This window comes from Capnocytophaga sp. oral taxon 902 (genome assembly GCF_013394735.1).
GTDB classification, from domain to species: domain Bacteria; phylum Bacteroidota; class Bacteroidia; order Flavobacteriales; family Flavobacteriaceae; genus Capnocytophaga; species Capnocytophaga ochracea.
On the sequence record NZ_CP058261.1, the window covers coordinates 334,277 to 351,646 of the forward strand.

Below are 17,370 nucleotides of genomic sequence, written 5' to 3' on the forward strand. Positions count from 1 at the left end.
AAAGTACTAATTATTACTCAAAGGTTAAAACTTTTTTGTGTTTTACATCTTGATTGGTAATTGCCAAACGTATCACTTCTTCCATATCCGTTACATAATGAAAAGTAAGTCCTTTAAGATATTCTTGCTTGATTTCCAAGATATCTTTCTCGTTGTCTTTGCACAAAATATATTCTTTAATACCTGCGCGTTTCCCTGCCAAAATCTTCTCTTTAAGTCCACCTACCGGTAGTACCTTTCCACGCAAAGTAATCTCTCCGGTCATTGCCAAGTGTTTTTTCACTCTCTTTTGAGTAAAGAGCGACATTAGTGAGGTAAGCATCGCAATACCCGCACTCGGGCCATCTTTAGGGGTTGCCCCTTCGGGTACGTGTATATGCACATCGTAACTATCAAAGAGTTTCACATTGAGGTTATAGCGCTCAGCATTGGCTTTTAGGTATTCCAAAGCAATAGTAGCCGATTCTTTCATCACCTGACCTAAATTACCCGTGATATTAAGCACCCCCTTACCTTTCGATAAGGCAGATTCTATAAACAGAATATCTCCTCCTACACTCGTCCACGCCAATCCAGTAACTACGCCAGCTACCTCGTTATCTTCGTATTTATCGCGTTCTAAGCGGGCAGGCCCCAATATTTTTTCTATGGTCTCTACGGTAAGTTTAGGGTCATAGGTTTCTTCCATTGCTAAGTTTTTAGCTCCGTAGCGCACTACTTTTGCTATTTCTTTTTCCAAAGCGCGTACCCCCGATTCGCGAGTATAACCTTCCACAATACGTTCTATTTCCTTTTTGCCTAATTGCAAGTCGGTAGTTTTCATACCGTGTTCTTTGAGTTGCTTAGGTAATAAGTGACGTTTAGCTATCTCGGTCTTTTCCTCTATGGTATAACCCGTTACGTTGATGAGTTCCATACGGTCTAGCAAAGCAGGCTGTATGGTCGAAAGGTCGTTCGCAGTAGCGATGAACATCACCTTAGAAAGGTCGTAACCCATCTCGAGGAAGTTGTCGTAAAACTCTTTATTTTGCTCAGGGTCGAGCACTTCTAGCATAGCCGAAGAAGGATCGCCTTGGTAACTATTGTTTCCTAATTTATCTATCTCATCTAATACAAATACAGGGTTAGAAGTCTTAGCTTTTTTAAGCTGTTGCAAAATACGCCCCGGCATTGCCCCGATATAGGTTTTACGGTGACCGCGTATCTCTGCCTCATCATGCAAACCTCCTAACGACATACGCACGTACTCACGGCTCAAAGCTTTGGCAATAGAGCGTCCTAAGGAGGTCTTCCCTACCCCAGGAGGCCCATAGAAGCACAAGATAGGTGATTTCATATCATTACGGAGTTTAAGCACCGCCAAATACTCTATGATACGGCGTTTCACCTCTTCTAATCCGTAGTGTTCCTTATCGAGAATTTTCTGAGCGCGTTTTAGGTCAAAGTTGTCTTTAGAATACTCATTCCAAGGCAATTCCAATAATACTTCTAAGTAATTACGCTGAATGCCATAATCTGGACTATTAGGATTGGTACGTTGCAATTTGCTCAGTTCCTTTTCAAAGAGCTCTTTTATCTTGTCGTCCCATTTCTTGGTTTTAGCTTTCTTTTTCAGCTCTTCCATCTCTTGCTCGTACGACACGCCTCCTAATTCTTCCTGAATAGTACGCATCTGCTGGTGCAAGAAGTATTCACGCTGTTGCTGGTCGATGTCAATACGCGTTTTCGACTGTACTTCGTTACGCAAGGTAAGGCGTTGCAAGTCGATGTTCAAATATTTTAAGATAGCCGTAGCGCGCTCTTTTAGTTCGTCAATTTCCAATACGCCTTGCTTTTCCAAAACGGTAGCATTCATATTGGACGATATAAAGTTAATCAGGAACGATGTGCTCTCTATATTCCTAATAGCAAAAGCCGCTTCCGAAGGGATATTCGGATTTTCTTGTACAATCTTGATAGAGAGGTCTTTCACAGCTTCAATAGTCGCTTCAAACTCCTTATCGTTCGCATCGGGTTTCACATCCGGCATCTCTTTTATCATCGCTTTGATGTATGGCTTTTCTTCTACAATACTCTCTATTTCGAAGCGCTTTTTACCCTGAATGATAATAGTTACATTGCCGTCAGGCATTTTCAAAACTCTGAGAATACGGGCTACCGTACCAAAACGGAAGAGGTCTTTGCCCTCGGGTATTTCGGTCTTCTCGTCTAATTGAGCTACAACACCAATAGTCTTAGTAGTAGCATATGCCTCGTTGATAAGGTGAATAGACGCATCTCTCCCCGCACTGATAGGCACTACTACTCCTGGAAATAGCACAGTGTTTTTCAAGGGAAGAATAGGTAACACGTGTGGTATGCGTTCGCGTTCTATCTCTTCTTCATCTTCCAAAGTAAGAAGCGGAATGAACTCTGTATCTTCGTCTATATGTTCAGCCAAAAGGCTGTCAAAATTTCCTATATTCATATTTAGATCGTTACTATATGCCATTTTGTCAGTAGTCACTTGTCTATATAAATATTCTCATTATATCTATACAGTTTAAAATCAATTTCTTATATACTACAAAATGTACATTGCTTCCTATGTATTACAATAGGTGTGCCATAAAAATTACCTCCTTCTTACTTTCTTCTTTACTCCGTCTTTACCGTCACACTCCCCCCTATTGCCTATGACCTAAGGTCTAGTGTCTTTTCCCTTTCTTTCGCCTCGAAACTCCGTTTTTAACATTTTTTGCATTGTTGTATGATATTATGAATCAATTATTTATATACCCTTCCTATACCAATCGTCCAAGATTCGTATAAGCTTCCTATAAGCTCTCTATAAGCTAACCACACCCTCCTTACAGCCTTTTTTCACCAAAATTCTTCTCAGCTCTCTTCCGTTCTCCTCCGATATCTTCCGTCTCCTCCTAACCGCCCCAACACATCGCTTTTTCATCTCAAACTTTGCCAAAGTTAATAGCCCGTGCGGCTCGCACCTCATTTGCTAATTGCGGCTCTCACTACCCTATTTCATCATAAAACTCCTCTCTAAGTTTTCACGGTGGTTAGGGTGCGCTATTGCAATCAATGCCTTAGCCCTTTCACATAAATTCTTGCCAAAAAGCTCAGCCACACCATATTCAGTAACGATATACTGCACGTGAGCACGAGTGGTTACCACACCTGCCCCTTGTTTAAGAAAAGGCACAATCTTGCTCTCTCCTTTGTTTGTGGTCGAAGGAAACGCAATGATTGATTTACCTCCTTCACTAAGCATTGCACCTCTTACAAAGTCTATCTGTCCACCAAATCCTGAATAAATAGTTGTTCCAATAGAATCAGCACACACCTGTCCCGTAAGATCCACCTCTATTGCTGAATTGATAGATATCATTTTCGGGTTCTGACGTATCACCGACACCTCATTAGTGTACGAAGCTTCAGCTATTTCCACTGATGGATTTTTGTCAATAAAATCATATAACTCTTGTGTACCCATCACAAACGAAGCTATAATCTTGCCTTTGTCTATCTTCTTTTCATAACCATTAATCACGCCCTTTTTCACCAAATCAAGCACTCCTTCTGTGAGCAGTTCTGTATGAATACCTAAGTTTTTTAGGTGTCCCATCTCTCCCAAAGTAGCATTAGGAATGTTACCAATACCCAATTGCAATGTACTACCGTCCTCAATAAGAGGCACAATATGTCGGGCTATTTGTTTTTCAATAGTATCAGGTTCTGTAAGATGCAATGAGAAGATAGGAGCATCGTGTTCCACTAAGAAGTCTATTTCATCAATATGTAGAAGGGCGTCACCGTAAGTACGAGGCATTTGCTTGTTTACTTTTGCAATCACATATTTTGCATTGCGTATCGCCGATTTACAAGCCTCTACACTCACACCCATAGAACAAAAACCAAACTTATCAGGAGGCGATACTTGTATAAGCACTACATCTACTTTAACGTGCTTCCTATCAAATAATAAAGGCATATCACTTAAAAAAATAGGGGTATAGGAACCATTCCCATTTTTCATAATATCTCGCACATTCCTCGATAGAAAAAAAGAATTTACATAAAAACTATCCTTGTATTTAGGGTCAGCATAAGGAGCGTCTCCCTCAATGTGAATGTGCCCTATACTTACATTGCGTAGTTCTGATGCACGCTCTACAAGAGCATCTACAAGTATTTCAGGTACAGCAGCGCCTCCGTGAATATAAACAAAGTCACCACTCTTTACAACCTTTAAGGCTTCTTGAGCAGTCGTAATTTTTGCCATTTAAAATAATATTAGTTAATGGCTCAAAAGTACTACATTAAATCCAATTGGCAAAATAATTAGTAATATAATTTTTTTTAGTACCTTTGTCCCCAATTTTAAAAACGAAGTATTATGTATCCACCTGAATTGGTTAAACCAATGATAGAAGAACTAACAGCGGTTGGTTTTGAAGAATTAAAAACAGCTGAGGCTGTAAGAGAAGCATTGAAAAGAGCAGGTACTACCCTCGTGGTAGTAAACTCTGTATGTGGTTGTGCTGCCCGTAATGCGCGACCTGCAGTAATTTACAGCTTGCAAAACGCTAAGAAACCCGACCATCTTACCACTGTTTTTGCTGGGGTCGATAGAGAGGCTACTGAAGAAGCTCGTAACTTTATGCTTCCTTTTCCTCCCTCCTCTCCTAGTATAGCTCTGTTTAAAGATGGTGAATTAGTGCATATGTTGGAACGCCATCATATCGAAGGTAGAATGGCTGAAGCTATCGCTGAAAATCTCCAACAAGCCTATAATGAATTTTGTTAATCAATTTTCATTTCTAAAAAATCCTTTTGTGATACCAAAGATATCACAAAAGGATTTTTTAATACTGATTAGGAATACGCTCTGCCCCTTCAATAATAAAGTCGGTTAAGCGTTGTAAGTAGATATTAATTTGCGGGTCAGTTACATTAAACAGCAATACAATTACCAGTTGCTCATTTGGGTATACTGATAGCCAACCGTAACCTCCCACTCCCATTCCTGTGTGTCCAAAATAATCACGCCCATTCCAGTCTCGCTGGTTTTGCCAACATATACCATAACTCACCTCAGTATCATCAAAAGTACATTGCTTTTTTAGCATCTCGTTTTCTATAGGCTGAGAAAGAAAATTATGGCGCTCTATGGCAATTCCCATTTTAGCAATATCGTTAGAAGTAGAAAGAAAGCCTCCTCCTGCCAGCTTAAAGTAGTTATTCACATCAGGAGCTTTGGTGAGTCCTCCTTTTTTAGACCTTGAATAAGGTGTAGCCTCATCTTTAATTATTTTTCCTCTATCAGGGAAAGTGCGCCACATATTCAAAGGCTTAAACACTTCCTCTTTAGCCACATTCTCAAACTTCTCATTCAAACACTTTTCTATAGCCAATGAAATCAAATTTATACCGTAGCTACTATACAAAAACTTTGTTCCTGGTGCCGACTGTAATATGTCATCTTTAAATAAATTCACTCCCTGTTCAATACTGTAAGCTTTATTTAAAGTATATTCATTAGCCCTATAAGTGCGTATGCCTGCTAAGTGTCCTGCAAGTTGTTTCACGGTAAAATCAAAAGGCTTTTGCGGGTAATCAGGTATATATTCATAAATTGAAGTATTCCAGTCAAACTTCTTTTGCTCTTGCAGTCTAGCCAGTACCATTCCTGTAATAGCTTTCGACATACTCGCTACCCTAAATAGCGTATTCTTAGGGTCAATAGTTGTCTTTTTGGTAATATCAGCATATCCATAACCTCTTTGCCATATTATTTTCCCTTGTTTGGCTACAGTTACAGAGGCTCCTGGTATAATTTGTTCTTGTATTAGGTATTGTAATATTTTCTCACCTTCAGTACGTGCATCGTCAAACGAGATTACTTCAGAAGGATTTCTTTTAAATACGTCTACATCTTGAAGCTTCTTTTGTGCAAATAATGAATTAAAAAATGAAATAATAGTGCTAAACAAAACAATAAGTATTAGTTTCTTCATAAATTATTAACAAATGCTATTTTTTCATTATTTCAGCTACCTTCTCCCCTATTTTAGCAGGCGAATCTACTACGTGAACACCACATTCGCGTAAAATACGTTTTTTAGCTTCAGCTGTATCATCAGCACCTCCTACTATAGCCCCGGCGTGTCCCATTGTTCTTCCTTTAGGAGCTGTTTCACCTGCTATAAAACTAACTACAGGCTTTTTATTACCATTGGCTTTTATCCATCGGGCTGCTTCTGGCTCTAACTGTCCTCCTATTTCACCTATCATCACAATACAATGAGTCTCTGGGTCATTCATCAATAATTCTACAGCCTCTTTAGTAGTAGTACCAATAATAGGGTCTCCTCCAATACCAATAGCTGTGGTAATCCCTAATCCTTGCCTTACAATTTGGTCAGCTGCCTCATAGGTAAGTGTCCCTGATTTCGAAACTATCCCCACGTGTCCTTTCTTAAAGATAAAGCCTGGCATAATGCCTACTTTTGCTTCTTCAGGCGTAATCACTCCCGGACAGTTAGGACCTACCAAGCGGCAATCTCTATTCTTTATGTAGGCTGCTACTTTCACCATATCAGCTACCGGAATCCCTTCTGTAATAGTAATAATTACTTTTATCCCTGCATCAGCAGCTTCCATAATAGCATCAGCTGCAAAAGCGGGTGGTACAAAAATAATAGATACATCAGCTCCTGTTGCCTTCACAGCATCAGCTACCGTATTAAACACTGGCTTTCCTAAATGTGTTTGCCCTCCTTTATTAGGGGTAATTCCTCCTACCACATTAGTGCCATATGCAATCATTTGTTCAGCGTGAAAAGTACCTTCGCTTCCTGTGAAACCTTGTACTATTACTTTTGAATTCTTATTAACTAATACACTCATTGCAATTATTTTTTTTGTTTTCTTATAGCAAAGATAAATAAAACTTCTATACTTTCAAAATCTTTCGTAAAGAAATCGATTATTATTTTACGTTCTTCTTTTTATCATATTAATTATCAATCTATTGCAGTGTTACCTTTTTCATCTATTCTCATAACAAAAAAGGGCTACCCACATAGGTAACCCTTTTGTAATATGCTGTCCCCAACACTCGTTATGCGAGCATTGTTACAGGATTCTCAATATAAGCTTTGAGTGTTTGTAAGAATTGAGCTCCAGTAGCCCCGTCGATAGTACGGTGGTCGCAAGCAAGAGTTACTTGCATAGTGTGACCTACTACTATTTGTCCGTTTTTCACTACAGGTTTCTCAACAATAGCTCCTACTGAAAGAATAGCAGAGTTTGGCTGATTGATGATAGAAGTAAATACATCTACCCCAAACATACCCAAGTTAGACACGGTGAAAGTGCTTCCTTCCATTTCGGCAGGAGTAAGTTTCTTGTTGCGTGCCTTACCAGCCAAGTCTTTTACCAAGGCGCCTATTTGAGTAAGCGTTAAAGTATCCGTAAACTTGATAACAGGTACTACCAAGCCATCTTCAATAGCCACAGCCACCCCTACATTCACGTGCTTGTTGTAAAGGGTTGTATCGCCTTTCCAAGAAGTATTTACTTGAGGGTGTTTTTTAAGTGCCATTGCGCAGGCTTTCACTACCATATCGTTGAAAGATATTTTGGTGTCTGGCAAATTGTTGATTTGAGCGCGAGATTCCATCGCGTTATCCATATCAATTTCTATTGCCAAATAGTAGTGAGGTGCAGTAAATTTAGATTCTGCCAAACGTTTCGCAATCGTTTTGCGCATTTGTGAGTTTTTCACCTCTTCAGTTACTTCCACTCCCACAGGAATTACAGTTGGAATAGCTGCGCTAGCGGCTGCAGGTGTAGCCGTAGTAGCCGTAGCAACCTTAGCACTTGGTGTAAAGTTTTCTACGTCTTTCTTTACAATACGTCCGTTTTCACCTGTTCCTTTCACCTCAGTAAGGTTAATACCTTTATCTTGTGCTATTTTCTTAGCCAAAGGAGAAGCAAATACGCGGTCGTTTGCATTAGCTACCGAAGTAGTGGCTGATGTGGCTGTTTCAGCCGGTTTGCTTTCAGCCTTAGGAGTTGCAGGAGCCGAAGTTGAAGCTCCGCCAGCTTTCACGGCTGCCAAAACTGCGTTCACATCAGTACCCGCAGGACCTATAATCGCCAATAATGAATCTACTGCTGCACTTTCTCCTTCTTTTAAACCTATATACAATAAAGTACCTGAATAAAATGATTCAAACTCCATTGTAGCCTTATCGGTTTCAATTTCAGCTAAGATATCACCTTCTTTTACAGTATCACCTACCTTTTTGAGCCAAGAAGCCACAGTACCTTCCGTCATTGTATCACTGAGTCGAGGCATTGTTACCACTTCTACTCCTGCTGGTATAGTAGCACCAGCAACAGGAGCCGTAGTTACCTCAGCAACAGGTTTTGCTTCTTCAGCTTTAGGAGCCGATGCTTGAGCTCCTCCAGCTATAAGTGCCGAAATATCTTCACCCTCTTTACCTATGATAGCCAATAAGGTATCTACTTTAGCACTTTCTCCTTCTTTTAAACCTATATACAATAAGGTTCCTGTATGGAATGATTCAAATTCCATCGTAGCTTTATCCGTCTCGATTTCTGCTAAGATATCGCCTTCATTTACTTTATCGCCTACTTTTTTAAGCCACTTTGCTACAACACCCTCTTCCATAGTGTCGCTCAAACGTGGCATAGTAATAATTTCTGCCATTTATGTTGTTATATTTAATTAGTGTTTCCTTTTTTATTATAATCTACTGGGCAAGAAAGGGTAATTTTCTTGGTCGTAAACCACATCATACATAATATGTGTTTCTGGATAAGGTGATTCTTCTGCAAATTTCTCACACTCAGCCACACGTTCTTTCACACGTTCGTCGATAGCTTCTAACTCAGCATCGGTAGCATATTTCTTCTCTTTGATAACCGCAAGTACATTGGTGATTGGGTCTTGTTTTTTGTACTCTTCCACCTCTTCTTTAGTACGGTAGTGTTGCGCATCCGACATTGAGTGTCCACGATAACGATAAGTACGAATGTCAAGCAAAGTGGGACCTTCTCCACGGCGAGCGCGTTCTACTGCCTCATACACCGCTTCGGCTACTGTTTCAGGGTGCATGCCATCTACGGGTTGGCAAGGCATTTGGTAACCCAACCCGAGTTTCCAAATATCCACGTGGTTAGCAGTTCTTTCCACCGATGTACCCATTGCGTAGTGATTGTTTTCTACAATAAAAACCACAGGCAATTTCCACAACATAGCCATATTCATTGTTTCGTGAAAAGCTCCTTGACGCACCGCACCATCACCCATAAAGGTAAGTGTAACCGCCTCTCTATTGAAGTACTTATCGGCAAAAGCCAAACCAGCACCCAATGCAATCTGTCCTCCTACGATACCGTGACCACCATAGAAGTGATGTTCTTTCGAAAAGATGTGCATAGAGCCTCCTAAACCGTGAGAAGTACCTGTACCTTTACCGTACAATTCAGCCATAATACGTTTAGGGTCTACGCCCAAACCTATGGGGTGTACGTGGCAACGGTAAGAAGTAATCATTTTGTCTTTGGTAGGGTCAATAGCGTGCAAACAACCTGCAGCTACCGCTTCTTGACCGTTGTATAGGTGCAAGAACCCCCTTACTTTTTGTTGAATATAAACTGCAGCGAGTTTATCTTCAAATTTCCTCCAAAAAAGCATATCCTCGTACCATTTTAGGTACACTTCTTTATCAAATTTTTTCATTGGTTTTTGATGTATATAAAAGTCTATTAGTATTCTTACAATAGTATATTTTCTATTATGTTCCGCTATGAGTCCCTCTTAAATTGACTCTTCCTTTGTTTATCCTTCGTCTTTCCTTTATCTGCCCGTGCGGCTCGCACCGTCTTTTGTTCGTCTTTTGTTCGTCTTTTGTTCGTCTTTTGTTCGTCTTTTGTTCGTCTTTTGTTCGTCTTTTGTTCGTCTTTTGTTTGTCCTTCCTTTATCTGCCTGTGCGGCTCGCACTATCTGCTTGTGCGGCTCGCACTATCTGCTTGTGCGGCTCGCACTATCTGCCCGTGTGGCTCGCACCGTTATTAACTTGGTATTATTGGCATTTTTGGCATTATGGTATTAAACTTTTCAGCTTTTACCTCTTAGCTTTCTGAGCAGTTTTAAATCACTTTCTAAAAATATTTGCAAAGGTGCAAAAAAAATATCACCTAACCAAAAAATATTCAAAAAAAATTTTATACCTTTGTCCCATTAATTCAAATTTTAAATGTAATGAAGATAAAATTAACTTCCGCACTTTTGTTATTGATAACGATTATTTCGTGTAAATCAACTACAAACAATCAAGGAGAGAGTACTGCTAATTATGAGGTAATTCCACTACCCGAAATGATTACCACTCCCCAAGCTGATGCCGATAAACCTTTCGTACTTACGGCTGATACCAAAATCACCTATCCAGAAGGTGATGCTTCTTTACAGCAGTACGCTGGATTCTTGCAAGAGTATATCAAAAAACAAGCAGGAATTGAAGTGAATATCGCTCCTAACCAAAACAATGAGACCAACACTATTGCCTTGTTGCAAAATTACCAAAACAACAACAAAGAGGCTTACCAAGTAGTGGTGAATGCAAAGAATATTACTGTAAATGGAGCTTCTAAAGCGGGTACTTTCTATGGAGTACAACTCTTGAGAAAATCCATTCCGGTACAAAAAGTAGGCAAAGTCATCTTCCCTGCCAAAGAAATAACCGATAAACCCTATTTCGCATATCGTGGTGCACATTTAGATAGTGCCCGTCACTTTTTTACTGCCGACTCTGTGCGCATTTATATCGATATGTTAGCACTCCACAATATCAATAAATTCCACTGGCATCTCACCGATGATCAAGGTTGGCGTTTTGAATCTAAAAAATACCCCAAACTTACTGTGGTAGGAAGCACTCGTAGCCAAACTATGGTAAACAAACAGTGGGACACCTTCGATGGTAAACCTCACGGAGGCTTCTATACTCAGCAAGAAATGAAAGACATTGTAAAATATGCCGCCGACCGCAATATTACCGTTATTCCTGAGATAGACCTCCCAGGTCATATGGTTGCTGCTTTGGCTACTTATCCACAATTAGGCTGTACAGGAGGTCCTTATAAAGTAAGAGAAACTTGGGGCATAGCCGAAGATGTACTTTGTGCTGGTAACCCCGAAACTTATGATTTCATTAAAAATATATTAGAAGAAGTAACTGAAGTATTCCCTTCAGAATATATCCATATAGGAGGTGACGAATGTCCTAAAGATAGCTGGAAGAAATGTCCTAAATGCCAAGCTAAGATAAAAGAGTTAGGTATTAAAGGTGATGCTAAACACACAGCCGAAGAATACTTACAAAGTCACATAATTACATTCGCTGAAGATGTATTAGCTAAAAAAGGTCGCAAAATCATTGGTTGGGACGAAATCCTTGAAGGAGGTTTAGCTCCTAATGCTACTGTAATGTCTTGGAGAGGTATCGGGGGCGCTATAGAAGCAGCTAAGTCTAATCACGATGCTATTATGACCCCTGTTTCTTATTGCTACTTCGATTATTATCAAACAGATAAAACCGATAAAGAACCTCTTGCTATTGGTGGTTATGTACCGGTAGAACGTGTTTACTCTTTCAATCCTTACCCCGATGCGCTTAATAAAGAGCAACAAAAACACATCTTAGGAGTACAAGCCAATGTTTGGACAGAGTATATCAAGACTTTCAAACACGTACAATATATGGTATTGCCTCGTTTTGCAGCCTTAGCCGAAGTACAATGGGAAGACCCTGCAAAACCTAAAGACTACAATCAGTTTTTACAACGCTTAATGCGCTTACTTCCTATCTACCAGTTAGAAGGTTATAACTATGCTAAACACATATTCGATCTTCGTGCCGAAGTAAAACCTGAGGTAGGTGATATACAAGTAACACTCTCTTGTTTACAAGATACACCTATCTATTACACTACCGATGGGAGTGAACCTACTAAAAGTTCTAACGTGTATAAAGAACCTTTAAAACTCACCCAAGATACCCATCTAAAAGCTAAAGTATTCGGTCAAGAAACCGAAAGTAGCTTCGAACAACAGTTCCTTTTCAACAAAGCAACCGTACGCCCTATTGAGTTCCTCAGTAAACCTAGTTACAACTATACTTTTGGGGGCGCTATTACCTTAGTTGATGGTAGAAAAGGGGGTACTAATTCACGCTCTGGAGAATGGTTAGGTTTTAGTGAAGCACCTTGTGAAGTGGTGATTACCCTAAAAGAAAACACTCCTGTAAAAGAAGTGCGCTTCAATGCTCTTATTGAAACAGGTGATTGGATTTACCCTCCTACTAGCTTTGAAGTATCGGGGTCTAAGGACGGTAAAAGTTATGATTTACTCGCTAAAGAAAACTATGCGCTTCCTAAGGAACCTCTCAAAGAAATAAAAACTTACTCTCTTTCTTTCCCTGAAAAAGAAGTAACCTATCTAAAAGTGAAGATAAATGGAGTAAACAAAATTCCTTCTTTCCATCAAGGAGCAGCTGGTAAACCTGGCTTCCTCTTCATCGATGAAATTCAAGTATTGTAATAGGCTTACATAACAATAAACAAAAAGCTATCTAATAGTTCTTATTAGATAGCTTTTTTATATCTCAATATGCGGGTATTTCTTTTTAAAAACCTCTATTTTCTGTCGTAATTGTATTTGAAACTGCTGATAACTCTCTGTTTTAGGGTTAAACGGACGATGTTGCAACCCTTTTTGTATGGCATCTACTTGTTTCATATCTGCCTGAGTAGCCTTATCTATATAGGTTTCTACTAAGCGTTCCCAAATATAGTCTATAGCCATCTCCGATGGGTGTACCATATCATTAGCGTAAAAGCGGTAATCGCGAAGTTCATCTAAAAGCAACTCATAGGCTGGAAAATAAGTGCACACCCCCGATGAAAGTACCGAATAAAGTGCTACCAACAAATGTGCTTTGCTCACTTGGTTTTCTAAAAAACCATCTTTCAAGTGTCGTACAGGCGAAATAGTAAAAACACATTGCAAGTCTTTATTCACCTTCTTCAACAGTGTTATAATATGGGTAAGGCTCTCCCCTATCTCTTCTACTGATAATAGTCGTTTTGAGAAGTGTTGTTGTGGTACTTTATGACAATTCGCCACTATCTTATCAGTACTATTATAGATGTATACCCAAGCTGTACCAAGAGTGATAAAACAGAAATCGGCTTTTTGTAGTGTGTTATAAAGTGCTGTTTGTTGTATATTGGCAAGATGAACCGCTTCCTCTAAGCTCGGTTTGCTCATATCCGAATGAAAGTCGAAACTGTGCCAAAGTTCATTGTGCAAAAAGAAATCTTCAGCCTCATAAGGAATGTGTTCTATTGCTCTGCTAAGCACATTTTCAATAGTTAAGGGGTGAAAGAGTATCCCAAAAGGGTTTACCGTAACAAAAATTTTATAATAACTAAACTTTTGTGCCATATTCACAGCAAAGCAAGAACCTATACTCAGTATCTGCGAGTGATAAGTAATGCTTTTAGTAGTCTTGGGTATAGGCACAATAGTTCTAAATTCCATAACGATAAAATAATTAAACGTTACTCCTTTCTAAATCCAACAGAAATTGCTTCCTCTCAATTCCACTAGCATAGCCTGTAAGTGTCCCGTCCGAACCTATAACACGATGACAAGGAATAACGATTGAAATACGGTTTTTCCCATTGGCATTAGCAACAGCTCTCACGCCTTTGGGATTCCCCACAGCCGTAGCCTGTTCTTTATACGAACGCACTTCCCCATACGGAATAGTTTGTAACACTTTCCATACTTCTTCTTGAAAAGAAGTCCCCACCAAAGCCAGTGGCAGACTAAACTCTTTACGCTTTTTGGCAAAGTACTCTCTCAATTGTTTCTCCAACTCCGATAACAACAAACTATCCTCAGCTACTTGTGTTGCCCCGTAATGTTTTACGAGTATTTCTTGGTCTTTAAGCCAGTTTTTACTATCAACAAAGTCAAGCATACAAATTGCCTCATCAGTAGCTATGGCGAGCATCTCACCTATGGGGGTGTTAATTCTCTTTTTGTATAGTTTCACCATTTTGTTCCTCTTCATTGATAGCTTCTGTGTTATTAGGGTCGTATTCCGTTTCTTCTAAATCTTTAGACTTTTTGCCTAAACCTATTTTAGGGTTTTCTTGTGTTCCCGTTACTTTTATAGGAATTCCAATAATCCCCAAGGGTGGCAAGCCCAAACGCATCTTAAAGTTCAATCTACCGTCAAAGCTACTCTGCCCTTCTATACGTGGTCTAAACCCTGAAACCTTAAACTTAAACCGCTCTACCGTGATAAGATTATTCTTTATACTACTCTTGATGTCAATAGTCGAAAGACTAGCATCTCTCAGTCCGTCTGTACCTGTTCTATCACTGATAACATTAAAAAGCTTAAACCCTTTTAGTTGAACGTTCTTCACCGATAGCACTCCTCCTCCTTTTATTGAAGGATAAATAGGTAACATCTCATCATTCAGCTTTCCTTCTACGGCGTAATCCAATGAAATAATACCTTTGGCATCTTTTGCCATTGCCACCATTTCTCTGAACATCTTCACTTCTTTGTAGGCTCTTTGCACGTCAAAGTCTTTGGCTTTAATCTTAAAACTAAAATTAGCGCGTTTAGGCGTTTCATCTGCGTATTTAGCATCTATTTGTGTAGAAACTCCTATAATATTAAAACTGACGTTTTGCAGAGCTAAGGTTCCTCTATTAAGCTGAGTATTACCTCTCAAATTGTGAATAGTCAGTCCTTGTAAAGCTACATTTTTAAGATTGGCATTTAAATTAAAATTAAAGAGCTTAGGTACAATCACCACCCCTTTTTCAGTTGGAGTATCATTGGTAACCGTTGCTTCCTTCGCTTCTTTTGTCTCTTGAGCAGGAGCAGAAGTATACATAAACTCATCTACATCAAGATAGTTAGAGCTTACCGTAAAGTTTCCTTTCAGCACTTGGTTGTTTGATAGGAAGAAGTTAATAGCGTTGCTCATCCGTCCGTTCATCAAGAAGTCCGATTTCCCATAGGTGGCACGGAAGTCAGTAAAGTGCATTTTGTCTTGATTGAAGCGAAAGACCCCTTGCTGAATGATAAACGGTTTAGGTAAGTATTCTGTAGTGGTTTTGATATTACGCAGTTCTATCACTCCCTTATTGTGCAAAAGATGATAACGCCCGTTAGTGGCATCGCTCTGAGTGCCTTGTAAGGTAAGGTCGGCTTTGGCATAACCTTCTAATTCCAAACCTTTTTGTGAGAATACTTTATAAATTTTGGCTATGTCTAACTCTCCTTTGGCTTGTATATCATATCGGATATCGTCGAAATTCTCCATCGATAAATTCACCGTAAAAGGCTTTCCTTCAAACAAGAACGTCGCAGGAGACACATTTACTGCCAAAGTTTTCATCGAGCCATCAGTGTTCTCAATATTCCCTTTGAAGTGAATATCAGTAACCGGATTGGGGTAGTAGGGCGTCTTTACATAACCATCGGAAAACTCCAAAAGCCCTTTCGTGATAGGGAACAATCGTTGTTCAGGAGCATAAGTACCCTTACTCTTCACGTTTGCCAAGAGCATTCCTTTCAGTTGGAAGTCCTTCATATCCATCAAGTACATCACATTCTCCACATTGATGTTTGCTCTCACTTTAGCATCAATTACAGGAGGTTTTATCCCATCAAGACTTACAATGCCCGAGAAGTACTCCTTACCTATATCAAAGTAAACCGAATCGAGCTTTACTGCCACTTTATCTACGTCCAGCGAAGGCAATCTCGTTTCTATATTCAAGTACACATTCTCAGCCGGAGCTGGTACTCCCTTATAGCCTACATAACCATCTCTTACCTTCATTTTTAGATAAATATCGGGACTCAAATTCTGTGAGGCTATATATTGCCCTTTCATCGAAAAGAACACATCGGTCTTTCCTTTAAGAGTGGCTTTCTTGTGCCATTGTGTAAATTGGGGAGGCAAGGCAGTAAAGAAGTCGTCAAGATTGCTATCCTTAGATTCTATTTCCAAGTCAATGTCATATCCATTGCTCAAAAAATCCAACTTCCCTTTAAAATCCACAGGCAATCGGTTTATCTTTAAGTTGTTTTGCCGAAAGATAAAAGCCAATGAATTTGTATTAATCTGGGTAATTAGCTCTGCGTTTACGTGTTTGTTCTTAAAGTAGGTTTCCCCTGCAAAAAGAAAATCCAATGATTGTATTTCTGCTTTGGTACGCAAATCGAAGATAGAAGCCTCTAAGCCTCCTTTTCCTAAGTAATTAAAACCATTGGCTTGAAGGTAAATCTCTGTCGATTTATCATCGTATATCAGTCGGGTATTTCTCAGCTCAATACGCTGTAAATTCACCCGTGTATCATCACTCTCCGAGGTGCTTTCTTCTCCCGATGATTTGTAAACGTTGTAATTAGCCTCGCCTTGTTTGTTTACTTTTATATGCACAAAAGCATTTTTAAGGTATATCTCCTCTATGTCTATCTTCTTAGAGAACAACAAATCCTTTACGTCTATCCCCAAAGAAATTTGCTTTACTGCCACAAGCGTATCATTCTCATAGGGTTTAGAGCCCTTCATCAAGAAGTTATCAAGGTTAAGCGTAAGCGATGGAAAATGGGTAAAGAAAGATAACTTAGCTTTAGAAAAGTTGATTTCTCCGTTCAAATTATCATTGGCAAGCTTCTTAACTTTCTCAGTTACGTACTCAGGGTACACCATTGGAAAAATGATAATGAATGCCAATAGCAATGCTATCAGCACTCCCAATATCTTTAAGCTTTTGAGGATATACTTCTTCATCAAAACAATAAAAGCCTAATCCGTTTAATCTATAAAACTCTGTAGTGCCAATTCATAGCTCTTCAAGCCAAAACCTCCTATTACACCCTTCACCACTGGCGATAAAAACGACTGATGCCTAAACGTTTCACGCGTAAAAGTATTAGAAATGTGCACTTCTACTACGGGCGTTGTAATGGCTGCCACCGCATCGGCAAGGGCTATAGAAGTATGTGTATAGGCTCCTGCATTCAGTATAATGCCATCATACTCAAAACCTATATGGTGTAACTTGTCTATCAGTGCCCCCTCGTAATTACTCTGGAAATAATACAATTCAATATCTGTATATTTCCTATGCAGTTCTTTTAGGTAATCCTCAAAGGTCTGATTGCCATAAACCGAAGGCTCTCGAATGCCCAACAGGTTCAAGTTCGGTCCATTGATAATGATGATTTTCTTCAT

Annotated in this window: 13 protein-coding genes; 2 read left to right on the forward strand and 11 right to left on the reverse strand. The window is 39.5% G+C overall.

All coding sequences use genetic code 11. The features are described from left to right. Positions 1–13 precede the first annotated feature (13 nt). Positions 14–2,467, reverse strand: a complete 2,454-nt coding sequence (gene lon / locus HW278_RS01390) for an endopeptidase La (protein WP_178976701.1) — start codon at positions 2,465–2,467, stop codon at positions 14–16. A 549-nt stretch (positions 2,468–3,016) separates the two neighbouring features. Continuing rightward, the gene (locus HW278_RS01395; protein ID WP_002672781.1) at positions 3,017–4,279 is read right to left on the reverse strand and encodes an acetyl-CoA hydrolase/transferase family protein; all 1,263 of its coding nucleotides are present in this window, start codon (positions 4,277–4,279) and stop codon (positions 3,017–3,019) included. Positions 4,280–4,393: 114 nt separating this feature from the next. On the opposite strand from HW278_RS01395, the gene HW278_RS01400 reads away from it, so the two are divergent. Then, positions 4,394–4,804 carry a BrxA/BrxB family bacilliredoxin gene (locus tag HW278_RS01400; protein ID WP_009410210.1) on the forward strand — a complete coding sequence of 137 codons (411 nt, stop codon included), beginning with the start codon at positions 4,394–4,396 and terminating at the stop codon, positions 4,802–4,804. Positions 4,805–4,862: 58 nt separating this feature from the next. On the opposite strand, the gene HW278_RS01405 is transcribed toward HW278_RS01400, so the two are convergent. The 5 genes from HW278_RS01405 to HW278_RS01425 all read right to left on the reverse strand — a co-directional run bounded on the left by HW278_RS01405 (position 4,863) and on the right by HW278_RS01425 (position 10,033). Next, positions 4,863–6,014, reverse strand: coding sequence for a serine hydrolase domain-containing protein (locus HW278_RS01405; protein WP_178976702.1), 1,152 nt, complete (start codon positions 6,012–6,014; stop codon positions 4,863–4,865). A gap of 16 nt (positions 6,015–6,030) precedes the next feature. Continuing rightward, a complete protein-coding gene (gene sucD / locus HW278_RS01410) occupies positions 6,031–6,906 on the reverse strand; it encodes a succinate--CoA ligase subunit alpha (RefSeq protein ID WP_002672787.1) in 876 nt (291 codons plus the stop codon). Positions 6,907–7,120: 214 nt separating this feature from the next. Continuing rightward, positions 7,121–8,737, reverse strand: a complete 1,617-nt coding sequence (locus HW278_RS01415; RefSeq protein ID WP_178976703.1) for a pyruvate dehydrogenase complex dihydrolipoamide acetyltransferase — start codon at positions 8,735–8,737, stop codon at positions 7,121–7,123. A gap of 36 nt (positions 8,738–8,773) precedes the next feature. After that, on the reverse strand, positions 8,774–9,772 hold the full coding sequence (gene pdhA / locus HW278_RS01420) for a pyruvate dehydrogenase (acetyl-transferring) E1 component subunit alpha (RefSeq protein WP_002672792.1): 999 nt from the start codon (positions 9,770–9,772) through the stop codon (positions 8,774–8,776). 117 nt (positions 9,773–9,889) lie between these two features. Next, positions 9,890–10,033 (reverse strand): hypothetical protein, encoded by a 144-nt coding sequence (locus HW278_RS01425; protein ID WP_178976704.1) that lies wholly within the window; start codon positions 10,031–10,033, stop codon positions 9,890–9,892. Between the two features lie 261 nt (positions 10,034–10,294). Here HW278_RS01425 and HW278_RS01430 point away from each other — a divergent pair, with 261 nt between their 5' ends. Next, positions 10,295–12,634, forward strand: a complete 2,340-nt coding sequence (locus HW278_RS01430; protein ID WP_178976705.1) for a beta-N-acetylhexosaminidase — start codon at positions 10,295–10,297, stop codon at positions 12,632–12,634. A 57-nt stretch (positions 12,635–12,691) separates the two neighbouring features. On the opposite strand, the gene HW278_RS01435 is transcribed toward HW278_RS01430, so the two are convergent. The 4 genes from HW278_RS01435 to aroQ are packed head-to-tail and all read right to left on the reverse strand — an operon-like array spanning position 12,692 to position 17,370. Further along, positions 12,692–13,636 (reverse strand): GSCFA domain-containing protein, encoded by a 945-nt coding sequence (locus HW278_RS01435; RefSeq protein WP_178976706.1) that lies wholly within the window; start codon positions 13,634–13,636, stop codon positions 12,692–12,694. Between the two features lie 13 nt (positions 13,637–13,649). Beyond that, positions 13,650–14,174 (reverse strand): methylated-DNA--[protein]-cysteine S-methyltransferase, encoded by a 525-nt coding sequence (locus HW278_RS01440; RefSeq protein ID WP_178976707.1) that lies wholly within the window; start codon positions 14,172–14,174, stop codon positions 13,650–13,652. Then, positions 14,131–16,926, reverse strand: a complete 2,796-nt coding sequence (locus HW278_RS01445) for an AsmA family protein (RefSeq protein ID WP_178976708.1) — start codon at positions 16,924–16,926, stop codon at positions 14,131–14,133. Before HW278_RS01445 ends, HW278_RS01440 begins: the two co-directional genes overlap by 44 nt. Positions 16,927–16,950: 24 nt before the next feature. Beyond that, complete coding sequence (aroQ, locus tag HW278_RS01450) at positions 16,951–17,370, reverse strand: type II 3-dehydroquinate dehydratase (RefSeq protein WP_002672802.1); 420 nt, start codon at positions 17,368–17,370, stop codon at positions 16,951–16,953.